Origin of the sequence: Asticcacaulis solisilvae, from assembly GCF_017875235.1 — a bacterium.
GTDB lineage: Bacteria > Pseudomonadota > Alphaproteobacteria > Caulobacterales > Caulobacteraceae > Asticcacaulis > Asticcacaulis solisilvae_A.
The window spans coordinates 62,529-77,831 of the sequence record NZ_JAGGMI010000009.1; the positions used below are offsets into that span (position 1 = coordinate 62,529).

At 58.5% G+C, this 15,303-nt stretch carries 14 protein-coding genes; 9 read left to right on the plus strand and 5 right to left on the minus strand.

The genetic code is table 11. From position 1 onward, the window contains the following. The first annotated feature begins 7 nt into the window (after positions 1–7). From J2X24_RS15140 to J2X24_RS15170, 7 genes are all read left to right on the plus strand, one after another. Positions 8–3,187 (plus strand): efflux RND transporter permease subunit, encoded by a 3,180-nt coding sequence (locus J2X24_RS15140; RefSeq protein ID WP_209723448.1) that lies wholly within the window; start codon positions 8–10, stop codon positions 3,185–3,187. 58 nt (positions 3,188–3,245) lie between these two features. Then, positions 3,246–4,181 carry a cation diffusion facilitator family transporter gene (locus J2X24_RS15145; protein ID WP_209723451.1) on the plus strand — a complete coding sequence of 312 codons (936 nt, stop codon included), beginning with the start codon at positions 3,246–3,248 and terminating at the stop codon, positions 4,179–4,181. 53 nt (positions 4,182–4,234) lie between these two features. Continuing rightward, complete coding sequence (locus J2X24_RS15150) at positions 4,235–4,459, plus strand: hypothetical protein (protein ID WP_209723454.1); 225 nt, start codon at positions 4,235–4,237, stop codon at positions 4,457–4,459. 57 nt (positions 4,460–4,516) lie between these two features. Continuing rightward, the gene (locus tag J2X24_RS15155) at positions 4,517–6,505 is read left to right on the plus strand and encodes a heavy metal translocating P-type ATPase (RefSeq protein ID WP_209723457.1); all 1,989 of its coding nucleotides are present in this window, start codon (positions 4,517–4,519) and stop codon (positions 6,503–6,505) included. After that, positions 6,498–7,601, plus strand: coding sequence for a flavin-containing monooxygenase (locus J2X24_RS15160; RefSeq protein ID WP_209723462.1), 1,104 nt, complete (start codon positions 6,498–6,500; stop codon positions 7,599–7,601). The genes J2X24_RS15155 and J2X24_RS15160 overlap by 8 nt, the downstream gene beginning before the upstream one ends. A gap of 133 nt (positions 7,602–7,734) precedes the next feature. Further along, a complete protein-coding gene (locus J2X24_RS15165) occupies positions 7,735–8,157 on the plus strand; it encodes a helix-turn-helix domain-containing protein (protein ID WP_209723464.1) in 423 nt (140 codons plus the stop codon). 434 nt (positions 8,158–8,591) lie between these two features. Further along, complete coding sequence (locus J2X24_RS15170; RefSeq protein ID WP_209723467.1) at positions 8,592–8,753, plus strand: hypothetical protein; 162 nt, start codon at positions 8,592–8,594, stop codon at positions 8,751–8,753. A gap of 84 nt (positions 8,754–8,837) precedes the next feature. Here J2X24_RS15170 and J2X24_RS15175 read toward each other — a convergent pair whose 3' ends face one another. The 3 genes from J2X24_RS15175 to J2X24_RS15185 form a co-directional block, all read right to left on the minus strand. After that, entirely contained in the window at positions 8,838–9,245 is a 408-nt protein-coding gene (locus J2X24_RS15175) for a MerC domain-containing protein (RefSeq protein ID WP_209723470.1), read from the minus strand. Between the two features lie 88 nt (positions 9,246–9,333). Beyond that, positions 9,334–11,454 carry a heavy metal translocating P-type ATPase gene (locus tag J2X24_RS15180; protein WP_245344726.1) on the minus strand — a complete coding sequence of 707 codons (2,121 nt, stop codon included), beginning with the start codon at positions 11,452–11,454 and terminating at the stop codon, positions 9,334–9,336. A 284-nt stretch (positions 11,455–11,738) separates the two neighbouring features. Next, positions 11,739–12,719, minus strand: coding sequence for an NADPH:quinone reductase (locus J2X24_RS15185; RefSeq protein ID WP_209723472.1), 981 nt, complete (start codon positions 12,717–12,719; stop codon positions 11,739–11,741). Between the two features lie 119 nt (positions 12,720–12,838). Between J2X24_RS15185 and J2X24_RS15190 the strand changes: the two genes are divergently transcribed. Next, positions 12,839–13,213, plus strand: coding sequence for a winged helix-turn-helix transcriptional regulator (locus tag J2X24_RS15190; protein ID WP_281064962.1), 375 nt, complete (start codon positions 12,839–12,841; stop codon positions 13,211–13,213). A gap of 176 nt (positions 13,214–13,389) precedes the next feature. Here the strand turns inward: J2X24_RS15190 and J2X24_RS15195 are convergent, their stop codons facing one another. Next, on the minus strand, positions 13,390–13,977 hold the full coding sequence (locus tag J2X24_RS15195; RefSeq protein WP_209723475.1) for a TetR/AcrR family transcriptional regulator: 588 nt from the start codon (positions 13,975–13,977) through the stop codon (positions 13,390–13,392). A gap of 118 nt (positions 13,978–14,095) precedes the next feature. On the opposite strand from J2X24_RS15195, the gene J2X24_RS15200 reads away from it, so the two are divergent. Continuing rightward, positions 14,096–14,737 carry a hypothetical protein gene (locus J2X24_RS15200; protein ID WP_209723478.1) on the plus strand — a complete coding sequence of 214 codons (642 nt, stop codon included), beginning with the start codon at positions 14,096–14,098 and terminating at the stop codon, positions 14,735–14,737. Positions 14,738–14,820: 83 nt separating this feature from the next. Here J2X24_RS15200 and J2X24_RS15205 read toward each other — a convergent pair whose 3' ends face one another. Further along, a complete protein-coding gene (locus J2X24_RS15205) occupies positions 14,821–15,009 on the minus strand; it encodes a hypothetical protein (protein ID WP_209723480.1) in 189 nt (62 codons plus the stop codon). Positions 15,010–15,303 lie beyond the last annotated feature (294 nt).

Genomic DNA, 15,303 nt, shown 5'->3' on the forward strand with positions numbered 1-15,303 from the left:
GTGAACCATGCTTGAAAAAATCATTGCACAGTCGATCCGGCATCGCTGGATCGTCATGATCATCGTCCTGGCCCTTTCGGCCTTGGGCGTTTACAACTTCACCCGTTTGCCGGTCGATGCCGTACCGGACATCACAAACGTCCAGGTGCAGATCAATACTGAGGCACAAGGCTACTCCCCACTTGAGGCCGAGCAACGCATTACCTTCCCCGTGGAAACGGCGCTCGCCGGCTTGCCGGGACTGGAATACACCCGCTCGATTTCGCGCTACGGGCTCAGCCAAGTGACGGTCGTGTTCAAAGAAGGCACCGATATCTTCTTCGCCCGCCAACTTGTGAATGAGCGGGTCCAGTCGGTCAGAAGCCAGCTTCCCGCCGGATCTGAACCGCAACTGGGCCCAATCTCGACCGGTCTGGGCGAAATCTTCATGTACACGGTCGAAGCCAAGCCCAACGCCCGCAAGGCCGACGGTTCGGCGTACACGCCTGAGGATCTGCGCACCCTTCAGGACTGGGTCATCCGCCCGCAACTGCGCAACACCCCGGGGGTCACCGAGGTCAACACGATCGGCGGTTTCGAGCGGCAGTACCACGTCACCCCTTATCCTGAGCGCTTGTCAGCTTACGGGCTAACTATGGCTGACGTCATCGCGGCCCTCGAGAAGAACAACGGCAACCGTGGCGCGGGTTATGTCGAAAAGAGCGGCGAGCAGTTCCTGGTTCGTGTTCCAGGTCAGGCCAACACGATCGCCGACCTGTCGCAAATCGTCGTCCAGACCCGCTCGGGCGTTCCGATCCGCGTGGCCGACGTTGCTGACGTGATCCTCGGTGAAGAACTGCGGACAGGGGCGGCGACTCAGAACGGCAAGGAGGTCGTGGTTGCCACTGTCAACATGCTGATCGGGGAAAACTCCCGGACGGTCGCCAAGGCCGTTGCCGCCAAGCTGGAAGCAGCCAACAAGTCCCTGCCGTCGGGCGTCCAGGCTGTCGCCGTATATGACCGGACGACCCTGGTCGAACGCACGCTGAAGACGGTCGAAAAGAACCTGGCCGAAGGTGCGTTGCTCGTCATCGTCATCCTGTTCGTCCTGCTCGGTAATATCCGGGCGGCGATTATCACGGCCATGGTTATCCCTATCGCCATGCTGCTGACGATTACGGGCATGGTCGAGAACAAGGTCTCGGGCAACCTGATGTCGCTTGGCGCGCTCGACTTCGGTCTGATCGTCGATGGCGCTGTAATCATCATGGAGAACTGTCTGCGGCGTTTTGCCGAGGCGCAACATCACTTGGGACGTTTGCTGACCAAGGATGAGCGCTTCGACCTAGCTTCCAAGGCATCGGCTGAGGTCATCAAGCCGTCGCTGTTCGGCGTGCTGATCATCACCATCGTCTACTTCCCGATCTTCGCCCTGTCGGGTGTCGAAGGAAAGATGTTCCATCCGATGGCGGCTACCGTCGTCATGGCCCTGGCCGGCGCCCTGGTGCTGTCCCTTACCTTCGTTCCCGCCGCGGTAGCCATGTTCGTCACCGGCAAGGTCGAAGAGAAGGAAAGCTTCGTGATGCGCGGGGCAAGAAGCTTCTACGAGCCTCTGCTTCGCCTGGCGATCAAGGCGCGTGTCATTGTCGTCGTCAGTGCCGTCGTCCTGGCGGTCCTGTCGGGGCTTCTGGCCACGCGTCTGGGCGCGGAATTTATTCCGCAACTCGACGAAGGCGATGTGGCGCTCCATGCCATGCGTATCCCGGGCACCAGCCTGACCCAGTCGATCCATATGCAGGCGGCTGTCGAGGCGCGTCTGAAAAAGTTCCCGGAAGTCGATCGCGTGTTCGCCAAGATCGGGACGGCGGAGGTCGCTACCGACCCCATGCCGCCGTCTGTTGCCGACACCTTCGTCATTCTGAAGGACCGGAAAAAGTGGCCTGATCCCAAGGAACCGAAGAACAGTCTCGTTGAGCGCATGCAAAAGGCGGTCGAGGAGATTCCTGGCAACAACTACGAGTTCACCCAGCCGATTCAGATGCGCTTCAACGAACTCATCTCCGGCGTGCGCTCCGACGTTGCCGTCAAGATCTTCGGGGACGATCTCGATCAGTTGCTTAAGACCGGCAATTCCATCCAACGCGTGATGTCGACCATACCTGGAGCTGAAGACGTCCGCGTCGAACAGGTGTCTGGTCTTCCGATGCTTCAGATCACCCCCGATCGTGCCGCCATGGCGCGCCTGGGGCTGAGCATTGGCGATGTTCAGGACGTGGTCTCAACGGCCTTGGGCGGTACGGAAGCCGGCCAGATCTTTGAGGGAGACCGGCGCTTCGACGTCATTGTACGCCTGCCGGAGACGCAACGCGCCAATATCGCCGAAATCGGCCGCCTGCGCGTTCCGGTGAGCAGCGACGGCGACTCGACGGAAGGCTTTACCGGCACCAGCTTCATCCCGCTGGCGGACGTGGCCAAGATCGAAATGATCAACGGCCCGAACCAGATCAGCCGGGAAGAAGGCAAGCGTCGCGTCGTCGTTACGGCGAACGTGCGTGGCGCGGACCTGGGAACCTTCGTCACCACCCTTCAACAGAAGGTCGGTGCCGAGGTGAAGATGCCGGAAGGCTACTGGGTTAAATATGGTGGGACCTTCGAGCAGATGACGTCGGCGGCACAACGTCTGCAGATCGTCGTTCCGATCGCCCTGATCCTGATCATCGGACTTCTGTTCTTGCTGTTCGGAACAATGGAAGATGCGCTGATCGTCTTCTCCGGCGTGCCCTTGGCGCTCACCGGGGGCATCGTGGCGTTGGCCCTGCGGGGTATTCCGCTGTCGATCTCGGCAGGGGTGGGGTTCATCGCTCTGTCCGGGGTGGCGGTGCTCAACGGCGTGGTTATGCTGACCTTTATCAAGTCGCTGAGGGCCGAGGGCAAATTCCTCGATGACGCCATCATCGAAGGCGCTCTGACCCGTCTGCGTCCCGTCCTGATGACCGCGCTCGTTGCGTCTCTGGGCTTCGTGCCCATGGCGTTCAATGTTGGCGCGGGCTCCGAAGTCCAGCGCCCGCTGGCGACGGTCGTCATCGGCGGTATCGTTTCGTCCACCCTTCTCACCCTGCTGGTGCTCCCGGCCCTCTATCGCATTGTCCACGGTGGCAAGGCGAAGAAGGAAGAGCGCGCCCGCCAGGTTACCGGAGAGGGGATTTAAAGGTCAGGCACGGCCGCTTGGCGGCCGTGCCTTTCCACACTGCTGAAAGGAGGCGCCTATGGCGCATGATCACAGCGGGGGCAAAACAGGTGCAAGCGCCCAGCCGAGCCCGGATGCGCGCAAAGCAAACGAAAAGCGTCTACTGCTGGCGATCGGCCTGACGGGGACCTATCTTGTCGCCGAAGTCATCGGTGGGATTGCGTTCAACAGTTTGGCGTTACTGTCGGATGCCGCGCACATGCTGACGGACGTGATGGCACTCATCATTGCTTACGTCGCCATACAGATCGGGAAAAAAGCCGCGGACGCCAAACGCACGTATGGCTATCGACGGTTCGAAGTCGTCGCGGCGGTCTTCAATGCGATCGTTCTCTTCCTTGTCGCCATCTACATTCTTTATGAAGCCTGGCAACGCTTTAGCGAACCGCCGGAAGTTCAGACGACCGGCATGCTGATCGTCGCTGTCATAGGCCTAGTCGTCAATCTGGTCAGTATGAAGGTGCTGCAAGGCGGCAGCGATGAGAGCCTGAACATGAAGGGCGCCTATCTCGAAGTGCTCGCCGATATGCTGGGCTCCGCCGGTGTCATCGTGGCCGCGATCCTGATCTACATCACCAAGATTCCACAGGTCGATCCGATCCTCGCGGTCCTGATAGGCCTTTGGGTGCTTCCGCGGACCTGGAACCTCCTGTCCGAGAGTATGCATGTGCTTCTGGAGGGCGTGCCTGCCGGTATCGACATGCACAAAGTCCAGTCCGATTTGGAATCCATTCGGGGCGTCCAAGGGGTCCATGACCTGCACGTCTGGTCGGTCACGACAGGTCAGAATAGCCTGACCGCGCACTTGGTCGTGGCGACGATCGATCTCAATGAGCGCATCGTCACAGAGGCGCAGGCGGTCGCGGGGAAGCACGGTGTGGCCCATGCGACCTTCCAGATCGAAACGGCAGCATTCCAGGACCGGGAAAAGCAGAGGTCGAGTAGCAGTATCTAGTCCGACAATCCGTGCGGGGGCGCAACGTAATGAATCCTCGAAAGGGTCTCAAAATGAAAAAAATGAAAATCGCCGCCTGTTCGGCTCTCCTCGCCTTGGCGGTTCTTGTATCGGCCTGCGTCACGGCGCCGGCGGATGCGGACTATACGCTCCGCACTGAAAAGTGGTCACGCGCCCCGCGCGACAAATTCTACCGGATCGTCAAGGTGCCCAAGACGCCCGAGGTTACAGCCTGTGAGGCCGGCAAAACGGCACAGGAAGACTGTCCGCAGAAATAGCCCCTCAAGGCTGGGTGGATGTTCGCGGGGACGGTATCGATCACGAAAGGAAAGCGCATGGCGCACGAGACAGGTGGCGGGGCAAATCATAACGCGGATGAGGCGGGCGGAAAGCCGCATAAGCATGACGACGAACTGGAAGGCCTACATGGCCACGATCATGGCGCCGAAGATGGTCCGTGGTGGAAGAGTGCAAAAGCGAGACTGACCATTCTCTGCGGAATTGCTTTGGGAATCGCTTTCCTTTTGGGAAAGGTCGTCCCTCAGACCGAGCCGTGGGGCTTCATCGTCGCCATGCTCGTAGGTCTTATACCCATTGGCCGCCGCGCCTTCATCGGTGTGACCAAGGGGTATCCCTTCTCTATCGAGACCCTGATGACGGTCGCCGCCATCGGCGCGATCTTTATCGATGCGGCGGAAGAGGCCGCGGTTGTCGTCGTGCTCTTCCTTGTGGGGGAACTGCTGGAGAATATCGCCGCCGGCCGAGCCCGCGCCAGTATCCGCGCCCTGGCCACGCTGGTGCCGAAGGAAGCCTTGCTGGAGGTCGACGGTGAAACGCAAAAGGTCCAGGCGGATACGCTCAAGGTCGGAGACATCACGGTCATTCGCCCAGGCGATCGCGTACCGGCAGATGGTCTCATTATAGACGGGGAAAGTTCCATCGATGAAGCGCCGGTGACCGGCGAGTCGGTGCCGAAACGGAAAGGTGTTGACGATCAGGTCTATGCCGGCACCATCAATCAAGACGCCGTACTGAAGGTCCGCGTGACGGCGGCCGCCCAAGACAACACCATCGCGCGCATCATCACCCTGGTCGAGGAAGCGCAGGAATCGAAGGCGCCAACGGCACGGTTCATCGATCGCTTCTCTAGATACTACACGCCCGGCGTCATGGTTTTCGCCGCACTTGTGGCGGTGATTCCACCGCTGGCCATGGGCGGGACCTGGAGCGAGTGGATCTACAAGGGATTGGCCGTGCTCCTGATTGGATGCCCTTGCGCCTTGGTGATCTCGACACCGGCAGCGATCGCTGCGGCTTTATCCGCCGGCGCCAAGCGGGGCCTGTTGATGAAAGGCGGTGCAGTGCTTGAGACCTTCCAAAAGGTCAATTTCGTCGCCATGGACAAGACCGGCACGCTGACTGAAGGCAAGCCCAAGATAACCGATATCGTGGGGGAGAATTTCGATGAAAACGAGGTGCTTCGTATCGCGGCGGCGCTGGAAGCCGGCTCGAGCCATCCTTTGGCCGTTGCGATCCTGAACGAGGCCAAAGCCCGAGGTGTCAAGCACGGTTCTGCGGAAGGTTCAAAGGCCGTAGGCGGCAAGGGTGTCGTCGGCAAGGTCGATGCCGAAGACGTGCTCCTGTACTCGCCAAAGGCGGCGGCTGAAGTGATCGCTGTGTCCGAAGCCATGCTGAAGAAGATCGAAGGCTTCAATGACGAAGGCAAGACGGTCTCTATCCTGATCGTCGCCAAGCAAATTGTCGGGTTCATCGCCATGCGAGATGAGCCTCGACCCGACGCCAAGCAAGGTGTTCAGGCACTACAGCAAATGGGCATCACTACCTTGATGCTAACCGGAGACAATCGTCGGACCGGCATGGCGATCGCCAAGCAACTCGGCATGGAGGCCAAGGCGGAACTGCTGCCCGAAGACAAGCAGCGCATCGTTGCTGAACTACGCAAAGACGGAAAGATCGTCGCCAAGGTCGGCGACGGTATCAACGACGCTCCGGCTCTCGCCGAGGCCAACATTGGCATCGCCATGGGCGGCGGGACCGACGTCGCGTTGGAGACCGCTGATGCGGCTGTGCTGCACGGGCGGGTTATGGACATCTCGAACATGATCGTCCTGTCCAAGGCGACCATGCGCAACATCGTGCAAAACATCACGATTTCGCTGGGATTGAAGGCAGTCTTCCTGGTGACGACGATCCTCGGCATCACCGGTTTGTGGCCTGCCATTCTGGCCGACACCGGCGCGACCGTTCTGGTCACCGCAAACGCTATGCGGCTCCTGGCCTGGAAGGGGGCGGAAGGTGGCTGAACGATCCAGTCCAGAAACCTCGCCCACAGTATTCGACGCGGTTATCCTTGGCGCCGGGCAAACCGGCTTGGCCGCCGGCTACTACCTGAAGACAACGGGGTTGACCTTTCGTATCGTCGAGGGCGGCAAGCGGGTGGGGGATGTTTGGCGCAATCGGTACGACTCCTTGCGTCTATTCACACCGCGAGAATTCAGCGCGCTGCCGGGTTTGCCGCTTGCGGGCGATCCAAAGGGCCGACCCGATCGGATAGAGTTCGCCGATTATCTGGAAACCTATGCGAAGACATTCGAACTGCCGATCGACCTTGAACGGAAAATCAACCGGGTGAAACAGCGGCAAGACGGCACGTTTGAGCTGTCCATCACCAATCGCGGTCCGATACTGGCACGCAACGTAGTTCTCGCGTTCGGGGCCTATCCTGGCGCTAGGCAGCCGCCGGAACGCAAGGACCTCAGCCCAAAAATCCATCAAACCGATGCCTCGGCCTACCGTAACCCGCAGCAATTGCCGGCGGGGCCTGTCCTGATTATCGGTGACGGTGCAGCCGGCAGGGATTTTGCGGCGGAATTGGCAGGCACGCATGAGGTACACTTGGCAACCGGGCGTCCGCGCATCCAGTTTCCAGATCCGATCTTTGGGAAAAGCGTGTTTTGGTGGTTCCGCCTTTTGGGATTTTTCAATCCCAAATCGGGCGCAAAGTTAAGTAGATTTCCCATGCCGCTCCCCGAGACGGCACCCTCTCACGCAGAGTTAAAAGAAAAAGGCGTTCGGCTCTATCCTCGCTTTGTAAAGGCGCGAGGTTCCCAGGTGTGGTTCGAGGATGGCAGTTCGGTGTCTCCGCGCACCGTTATCTGGGCAATTGGGCACACCGTCGACACGTCACTGATAGATATTCGAACGGCCAAGACGCCCGAGGGGCGTTTGTCGATCTTGCCGAAAGGTCTGTCACCTGTCCCGGGCCTATACTATTTGGGCAGGCCTTTTCAGTCCAGCATGGCCTCGGCGTTGATCGTTGGGGCCGGGCCTGATGCGAAATACGTCGTCGAACATCTTTCCGAAAGACTCGCCGCGACCGGACCATCGGTGGCGGCATGACAACCGGGAATTCTAAGGTATCGAACGCTCTGACGGTGACCATACCTGTCGAGGTAAAGCTGAGGCGGGTGGTGCAGGGAGCACTTGCCCAACGTGAGACTTGGCGATTGTTTAAGGGACCCGATTTATAACCATGTCGCCGTCCGAGATTTCACCACAATCTAACCAGCCACACCCGGTCGATATCTACGTCGGCGCCCGTATCAGGATGCGTCGGCACGCCTTGGGCATCGGACAACAGCAGCTGGCGAAGGCACTCGATCTGTCATTCCAGCAGGTTCAAAAATACGAATCCGGTAGCAACCGTATAAGTTCCTCAAAGCTGTACGCGATCAGCCGCGCCCTTCGCATTGGTATTGGATACTTCTTTGACGGCTACGGTCATTCTGGCGATTTTCAATCGGGTCAGGAAGTCCCATCATCAACGCGGCGGCTTATTGTGAAATCCGATGGAGTGGATGTCGCCTTGGCCTTGGCGCGCGTGAAAAGCACGGGTCTGCGCCGAAGCGTGTTGAATCTGATTGCCGCGATGGCGGCGGAGGAGGGTGACACCTAAGCAAATGGTGCCATCATGACAAAACGTCACATTGCCATTAACCGGAGAGCCTTGTAGCTTCAAGTTCATGCGTCAACCCCTTAACCTGATGGGATTATTGCTCGGTCTCGCTGCGCTGCTGCTCTGCGTGAGCGCGCCGGCCTACGCGCAATCCGTGACGAGCATCGGACCGGTAGCACACGGCGAAACTCACGATGACATGCCATGTTGCCCGGAAGTGCCCACGTCGATCAACGCCTGCGCTCTACATTGTCCGCTAGTCGTCTCGCCTGCCTTTGCCTTTGCCTTTGATCACGTGCCGGCGGAAAATCCGGTCAAGTTTTACATCGCGCCCAAAAGACAATGGGGCCTGAGTTACGCGCCCCAAGCGCCGCCTCCACGCTGACTCCGAAGATCGAAACCTCACAATCTTCCAATATTCAAGGAGTTAAATCATGAAAACGTTCATCATTGGGTCGGCCTTTGCTGTCCTTCTCGCTGCTGGGGCGGCTGTCGCGGCACCAGAAGCTGTAAAGGCCTGTTGCGAAGCCATGGCAAAGTGTTGCTGTGACAAGACTGACCACGCCGATTGCCCTGCGGCAAACAAGGCGCACTAACCGTCATTGCGTGTACCAAGGTGCCCGTATCGCTTCAGCGGTACGGGCATTTTTCGTTACGGTACGCGCTCTTTCGCAGCCAGTTCAAGCCGCCAAACGGGATGTCATGGCGAGTTGCTTGAGCTTGCGGACAAGTCGGCTGTTGCGATAGTGGCCGAAGGCCAGCAGTGTCGCACCAATCATGCTGATGGGCGCTTCAAAAGCTTCAGCCGGTTTGAAAAATGCCGCGACTGTCAGAAGCAAAAGGCCTGCCACCATGGGGACGCCGACCTGATACTGCCGCCAAAATCCAGAGCGAATGATCGCCCACATGCTGACCGGGGCGGCGATGCCGATCAACACCTGATGAACCCAATGCGCGTCGAAGAAGATGCCGAGCGATGGCAACAACACGATGATGGCGGGAAGCGCCAGACAATGCAGCAGGCAGGCCGCGGACAGGGCAACGCCTATTAGGTCGGCGATTTCTGCAGGCAGTTTTGGGCGGAACATCAGAGCGTACCTGTCACCAATGACTCTGGAAGTACTGTTATAATATTTCACGCGGCCGCGCCATCTCATTTATCCCGCCTGAGACATTTCAGGTCGGACGGCCCTTGAAGGCGAGCAGTCTCAAGGCATTTGCGGTCACAAGAACCGTTGCCCCCGTATCCGCAAGGATGGCCATCCACAATGTGGTCGTCCCCGTGAGGGTAGTCACAAGAAAGATGGCCTTGAGGCCCAACGCGAGTGCAATATTCTGCCAGATATTACCGATCGTCGCCTGCGAAAGTGAGACCAAGTCGGCGACGCCGGTGACGCGGTCCTTCAGCAAGGCGGCATCGGCCGTTTCCAGTGCCACGTCCGTGCCGCCGCCCATTGCGATTCCGACAGCGGCAGCGGCGAGGGCCGGGGCGTCATTGATACCGTCACCAACCATCGCCACAGGCGCATTTTCACCAAGGCTACGAATGCGGTCAAGCTTTGCCTCCGGAAGAAGGCCAGCCTCGACTTCAATACCTAGCCCTTGGGCGATCGCCGAAGCCGTACGTGGATTATCGCCGGTCAGCATGACAGCGCGGATACCCTGAACACGCAGCCAAGTCAAAGCTGCAGCCGCGTCCTCGCGTGGCTCATCGCGAATGGCGATGAGACCTTCGATGATCTTGCCGGCAAAGACGACAACGACTGTCTTGCCGCCTTGCTCCAGCGCTTCGATCCGTGCCATGGCCTGAGGGGCTAAACCGGCTTTCTGGTCGGCATAGGTGGGGGAGCCCACGGTCACGAAACCGGATTTCAGGCGCGCCGTTACGCCTTTTCCAGCGATGACCTGACTGCCACCGAATGTTATTGGTCGCGCAATTCCTCGCGCATCGGCAGCGCGAACAATGGCCTGTCCCAGCGGATGGCTGGCCTGGGCTTCGACGGCCGCGGCCCTGCCGAGCATTTCGTCCTCTTCGCCATCGAAGCAAACAACATCCGTAACCTGCGGCCGTCCGCGTGTCAGCGTCCCCGTTTTGTCGAAGGCGACCGAGCGTACCTTACCCAAGGTTTCAAGCACCGCGCCGCCTTTGATCAGCAAGCCTTGCCGTGCGCCTGCCGCAAGGCCGGACGCAATGGCCGCTGGCGTCGAAATTACCAAAGCACATGGGCAGGCGATCAAGAGCGTCGCCAAGCCGCGATAGACCCACGTCTGCCAGTTTTCATCGAAAAGCACGGGGGGAACGACCATAACCAGAAACGCCACAACCATCGCAGCCGGAGTGTACCACCGGCTGAAGCGGTCGATGAAGCGCGCCATGGGCGCTTTCGACTCCTGTGCTTCTTCTACCAGGTGGACGATGCGCGCAATCGTGTTGTCTGCAGCCTTATGGGTAATGCGGACGCGCAGGGCGGCGTGGGCGTTGATACTGCCAGCATAGACCTGGGAATCAGGATGCTTCTTGACTGGTATCGATTCACCAGTCACCGGCGATTCGTCCAGTTCAGAGACGCCCTCGATAACAATCCCGTCGGACGGCACGCGATCCCCGGGGCGAACGACCACGACATCGCCAACCTCCAACGCCTCAGCGGGAATCTCCTCGATTACCCCGCCACGTTCGCGCCGGGCGCTTCTCGGAATGAGATTGATCAGGGCTTCGATGCCGGCACGTGCCCGCCCAGCGGCGACCGCTTCCAGCAGTTCGCCTATGGCGAAGAGGAGAATGACGATTGTCGCTTCTTGGGCTTCGCCGATCAGGATGGCGCCAATGGCTGCCACCGACATCAGGGTTTCGATGGTGAAAGGCGACCCGGAGCGAGCCGCAGCCAAGGCGCGCTGCAATATGGGCATAACCGTGACGGCTGCAACAGCTGCAAATATCCAGAACGCGTGGACATGGAAGATTTGTGCCAGTCCATAGGCCAAGGCGATCAGGCCACCGGTTGCCAATACCAATCTGGCTTTGGCCGATTGCCACCATGGCTTTGCATTCGCGACAGCGGGCAGGGCGATCGTCGTATCCACAATGGGCGACGTCAAAAAACCGAGCGCCCTGATCTTGTCTTCGACGGCAGGCAACAGTGTTTGCGTTTCGTCCAATGAAAGGGACAGGGTTTCTTTCTGATAGGACACCGATATGTCGCTGGCACCCGGCACGCGGATCAGGGCATTCTCGATCTTCAGGGCACAAGCGCCGCAATCCATGCCCTCGACTCGCAAACGCACGACAGTTGTCATATGAGTTTCCTTGAAAGCAACCGCGGCACACCCAATTGAACCTCTCGGCCACTACAAGGTCAAGAGATGTCCGCTATTGGGCGGATTTCACCAAATGGCAACTGTCTCAGTTTTATTTCCGCAAATGGCGCCTTAGTTCTGGCGGAGGCGCATATACGGCTTAACCCAAAAGGACGTGCCCCCCTTCGGGTGGCGACTCTTTCGACCGATCCTCGGCAAATTCCGCTGGGATCCGCCGTCAACGATCCGACAAGCACCCGCGCGATTTTTAACATCTCAAGTTTTCAGACCTGAAGGATCAGCTTGCCAATCGTCGCGCCGCTTTCCTGCGCGCGGTGCATGTCAGGAATTTCGTCCAGCCGATAAGTCTGCGCAATCTCATGCGTTAATTGCTTGCCTTCGAGCGCCGTATTGATCGCCTCGGCCGCAGCCTGATGCGCCGCCCGGTCCATGACGTACACCAAAACAAACCGGATGGTCGCATCGAGCATAATAAGCGACCAAAACGGGATCGCAGGCTCGGGCTTTTCATCTGAAGCGTAGGTGGCGATAACCCCGCGAGGGTTGAGGACCTGCATCACAAGATCCAGATTGGCCCCGAACGCGACATCGATGACGCGATCAACGCCGCGGGCCTGGCCGGTGAAATTGCGGATACCGGCCACAAGGTCATCGGTCTTGCGGTTGAGCACCAAGTCGGCGCCGGCGGCTTTTGCCGATCGCGCCTGGGCATCGCGGCTGACCGTTGCTATCACACGAGCGCCGCCCAGCTTGGCAAACTGAATGGCGTAGCGGCCCACAGCGCCGGCGCCGCCTGTCACAAGAACAACTTGGTCTGTGACCGAGCCATCTGCAAAGACGCTGCGGTGTGCTGTCATGGCCGGCACGCCCAAACACGCACCTTCCTCGAACTTGACATGATCGGGGAGGGGCTGAACTTGATGCGCGGGCAGGACGACGTATTCTGCCGCCGAACCGTGAGGGCGGCCCAACTGTGCTTCGTAAAACCAGACGCGCTGGCCGATGCGGTGTTCCAAGTCGGGCGATCCTGCGCCAATCACTTCACCGGCGCCATCCTGATGCGGAATGACCAGCGCGTACGCCATGGGCGATGGCCCGCCGCGATTCTTGGTGTCGGACGGGTTCACCCCCGATGCGCGGACCCGGACCAGCAGCTCGCCAGGGCCTGGCGTTGGGTCCGGTAGCTCTCCGACTTGCAGTACGTCTTTGGGATTTCCTTTGCGTGTATACCATGCAGCCTTCATTGCCATTCTCCGCTTCGTGTCTTGACGTGCGACGCAGATGAACCCTAAAGACGATCGGAGCAAGTACTGACAAATTGAACATGTACTATCATAAGTGATAGTATACTCGGAGTAGAGCCATGGATATGCCATCCGAATTGAAGCCGCGTCGCCGCCCAGGCGGTCGCACGGGCTGCGCTGTGGAAGCAACGCTTTCGGTGATCGGCGGGGTGTGGAAACCGGTCTTGATGTTCCACTTGTTGAAGGGAAAGCTGCGGTTCAACGCGCTGTGCCGTCTTACGCCTAACGCAACGGCGCGCATGATCACCTTGCAACTGCGCGAGCTTGAAGCAGACGGCATCGTATTGCGCACCGTGTATCCCGAGGTGCCTCCCAAGGTCGAGTATGAACTGACGCCACTCGGGCAGAGCCTGAAGCCCGTGCTTCTTGCTATGCGAACTTGGGGGGCCGCATATCAGGAGCAGTTGGGTAAGACCATCGAACCCTGTGCTTAATCCTCAGCGGCCTACAGACGGTTGATCTGGTAATATATTACCATCTCGCATAATAAACGTTATGGGAAATAGCTGGCAGACATCAATCGTTATTCGAGCGAACACACCCGCAAGGTTTACCGACAGCGCGTTTCGGAGACTGCGTCTTCCGCCGCGCCTTTCCGATGCGCCTCGCTCTACCGCGACGAGGACACGAAAGAGTTCAAGAGTGGTTGGATTGTTGCCATTACTGTTACGAGTTTCATTTTTCCGCCTCGCTGGAGCCACCAGTGCATAGCGCCCAGCAAAGCACTGACGATGACGGCCGCTTTCAAGCGAAGTGTTACGTTGTCTGGTTCTGGAGAAGAGTCGAGGATATTTGCCACCATGGGTGACAGTAGGTCGGTCATGACCTTAGCCGTCATTGTTCCCGCGTGCCCCGACGTGGTCGCCCGATAAATCCGAGCGTGGGCCTGCCCATGCCGCAACAGCCCTTCAGCTAAAGTAGTCAGTTTTTCATTCGGCTTCGAAAAAGGCGCTTCGTTTAGGGCCGTTACCAAATCGTCCGAGAGTCGGCTAAACCCTTTCCGAAACAAATCATCCTTGCAACTGAAGTGCTGATAAAAGGCCGACCGACCGACGTTCGCGTGGTCGCAAATGTCGGTGACGCTGATTTCGTCGTAGGGCTTGACGCCCAGCAACGCGATTAGTGCGCGTTGAAGGCTTTGCTTTGTTCTCGCAACACGGCGGTCCGGCTTTATGCTTTCCTTCGGCGGTTTCCGCACAACGGCACTCCCTCTGTCCACTATCGGCCGTACGCCAACCTGCTGTGCTTGCCGGTTCGCCTACCATCACGACATTAGCAGATATCGCACACGTGTGCGGGAACTCAGAGGTCCTTTGATGCCACACGAGCATATTCTTTATATCCCATTTGTACTTCTGACCGGATTTATCACGGGAGTAATTTTTGGCCGAAGGAAGCGTGACGCTTCCGACACAACGAGACCGGCCCCTTCGCCAGGGAAAAACGGGTTGTTCTTTATATTGACCTTCGTTGCTTTCGTTATAGCTTTTGCCGGAACGCACGTAGTCGCCATTCCGGGGGGCATGAAGGCCGTCTCCATCGCCGCTGGGAATGCAGAACTATTTGATCAGCACCCAAGTTTTACGGCTTCAGAAGTTCAATCTCGCATCGAGGCATTCGGCCCGCAAGGCCGGATGCAATACCGGATCATGACGTTTACGAGTGACGTCATCTTCCCAGCGACAATGCTAGCATTCTTGATCATGCTCGGCCGCGCGATCACGAGCGGGCGTCATCAAAGCGTGTGGAAAACTGCCCTTGTTGCATTGCCGATTGCTTGGTTTCTCGCTGACATGATCGAGAACGCCGCAATCTTCTTAGTAATTTCGGCTTTTCCTGCAAGAAGTATGATGGCGGGAGCCTTGGGCTATATCACGGTTTTAAAGTTCAGCCTGTTGTTTGCCAGCTTGGGCGCAACTGCGATAGCGGGTTCGGGTCTCAGCCGATGGGCCAAATAGCATACAGCATAAGAGACTGAACTTGCACGAAAATGCCCGCGCGGTTCCCCGCGCGAGCACATGTTATTCAGCTGGGTAAAGGCCTAGTGGTTGGAATGACCTTCGTGGGAAGGCCCTTTGCTGTCGGCTTTGTCTTTGTCGCAGCAGCAGCACTTTTCCATAGCTTCACAGCACTTTTTGACCGCTTCGTTCACGGCTTCCGGAGCCGCTGCATAGCCAGCGCCGGCAGAGAAAAGTGCGATGAACGCGGTAGTTGCGATGATACGCTTCATAACTGTCTCCAAGAGATCTGAATTTAAAAGGAATCGTTCTTCAGGCTTCCCTATTCAGCGGGGCGGCGGCGCCAAAGGATCATAGGTGAGACCAGCGCGCAATTGACCCGCGATCCGATACTTAAGCGTGCGAAAGATCGGAACATAAGCCATGCCCAACGTAGTCGCAGCAACTACAGGGCACATCTGGCTACACACCTTTATCGTCGGACTCTTTTCCGGGCAGCACGGCATCTCAGATGTGCGCTCCAAAGAAACCGTGCCCTGATGGTGAGAACCAGGGGCGGCAGACGC

Coding starts and splice junctions, on each gene's coding strand:
- J2X24_RS15140 (WP_209723448.1), top strand. CDS start 8: ATGCTTGAAAAAATCATTGCACAGTCGATCCGGCATCGCTGGATCGTC.
- J2X24_RS15145 (WP_209723451.1), top strand. CDS start 3,246: ATGGCGCATGATCACAGCGGGGGCAAAACAGGTGCAAGCGCCCAGCCG.
- J2X24_RS15150 (WP_209723454.1), top strand. CDS start 4,235: ATGAAAAAAATGAAAATCGCCGCCTGTTCGGCTCTCCTCGCCTTGGCG.
- J2X24_RS15155 (WP_209723457.1), top strand. CDS start 4,517: ATGGCGCACGAGACAGGTGGCGGGGCAAATCATAACGCGGATGAGGCG.
- J2X24_RS15165 (WP_209723464.1), top strand. CDS start 7,735: ATGTCGCCGTCCGAGATTTCACCACAATCTAACCAGCCACACCCGGTC.
- J2X24_RS15170 (WP_209723467.1), top strand. CDS start 8,592: ATGAAAACGTTCATCATTGGGTCGGCCTTTGCTGTCCTTCTCGCTGCT.
- J2X24_RS15175 (WP_209723470.1), bottom strand. CDS start 9,245: ATGTTCCGCCCAAAACTGCCTGCAGAAATCGCCGACCTAATAGGCGTT.
- J2X24_RS15180 (WP_245344726.1), bottom strand. CDS start 11,454: ATGACAACTGTCGTGCGTTTGCGAGTCGAGGGCATGGATTGCGGCGCT.
- J2X24_RS15185 (WP_209723472.1), bottom strand. CDS start 12,719: ATGAAGGCTGCATGGTATACACGCAAAGGAAATCCCAAAGACGTACTG.
- J2X24_RS15190 (WP_281064962.1), top strand. CDS start 12,839: ATGGATATGCCATCCGAATTGAAGCCGCGTCGCCGCCCAGGCGGTCGC.
- J2X24_RS15200 (WP_209723478.1), top strand. CDS start 14,096: ATGCCACACGAGCATATTCTTTATATCCCATTTGTACTTCTGACCGGA.
- J2X24_RS15205 (WP_209723480.1), bottom strand. CDS start 15,009: ATGAAGCGTATCATCGCAACTACCGCGTTCATCGCACTTTTCTCTGCC.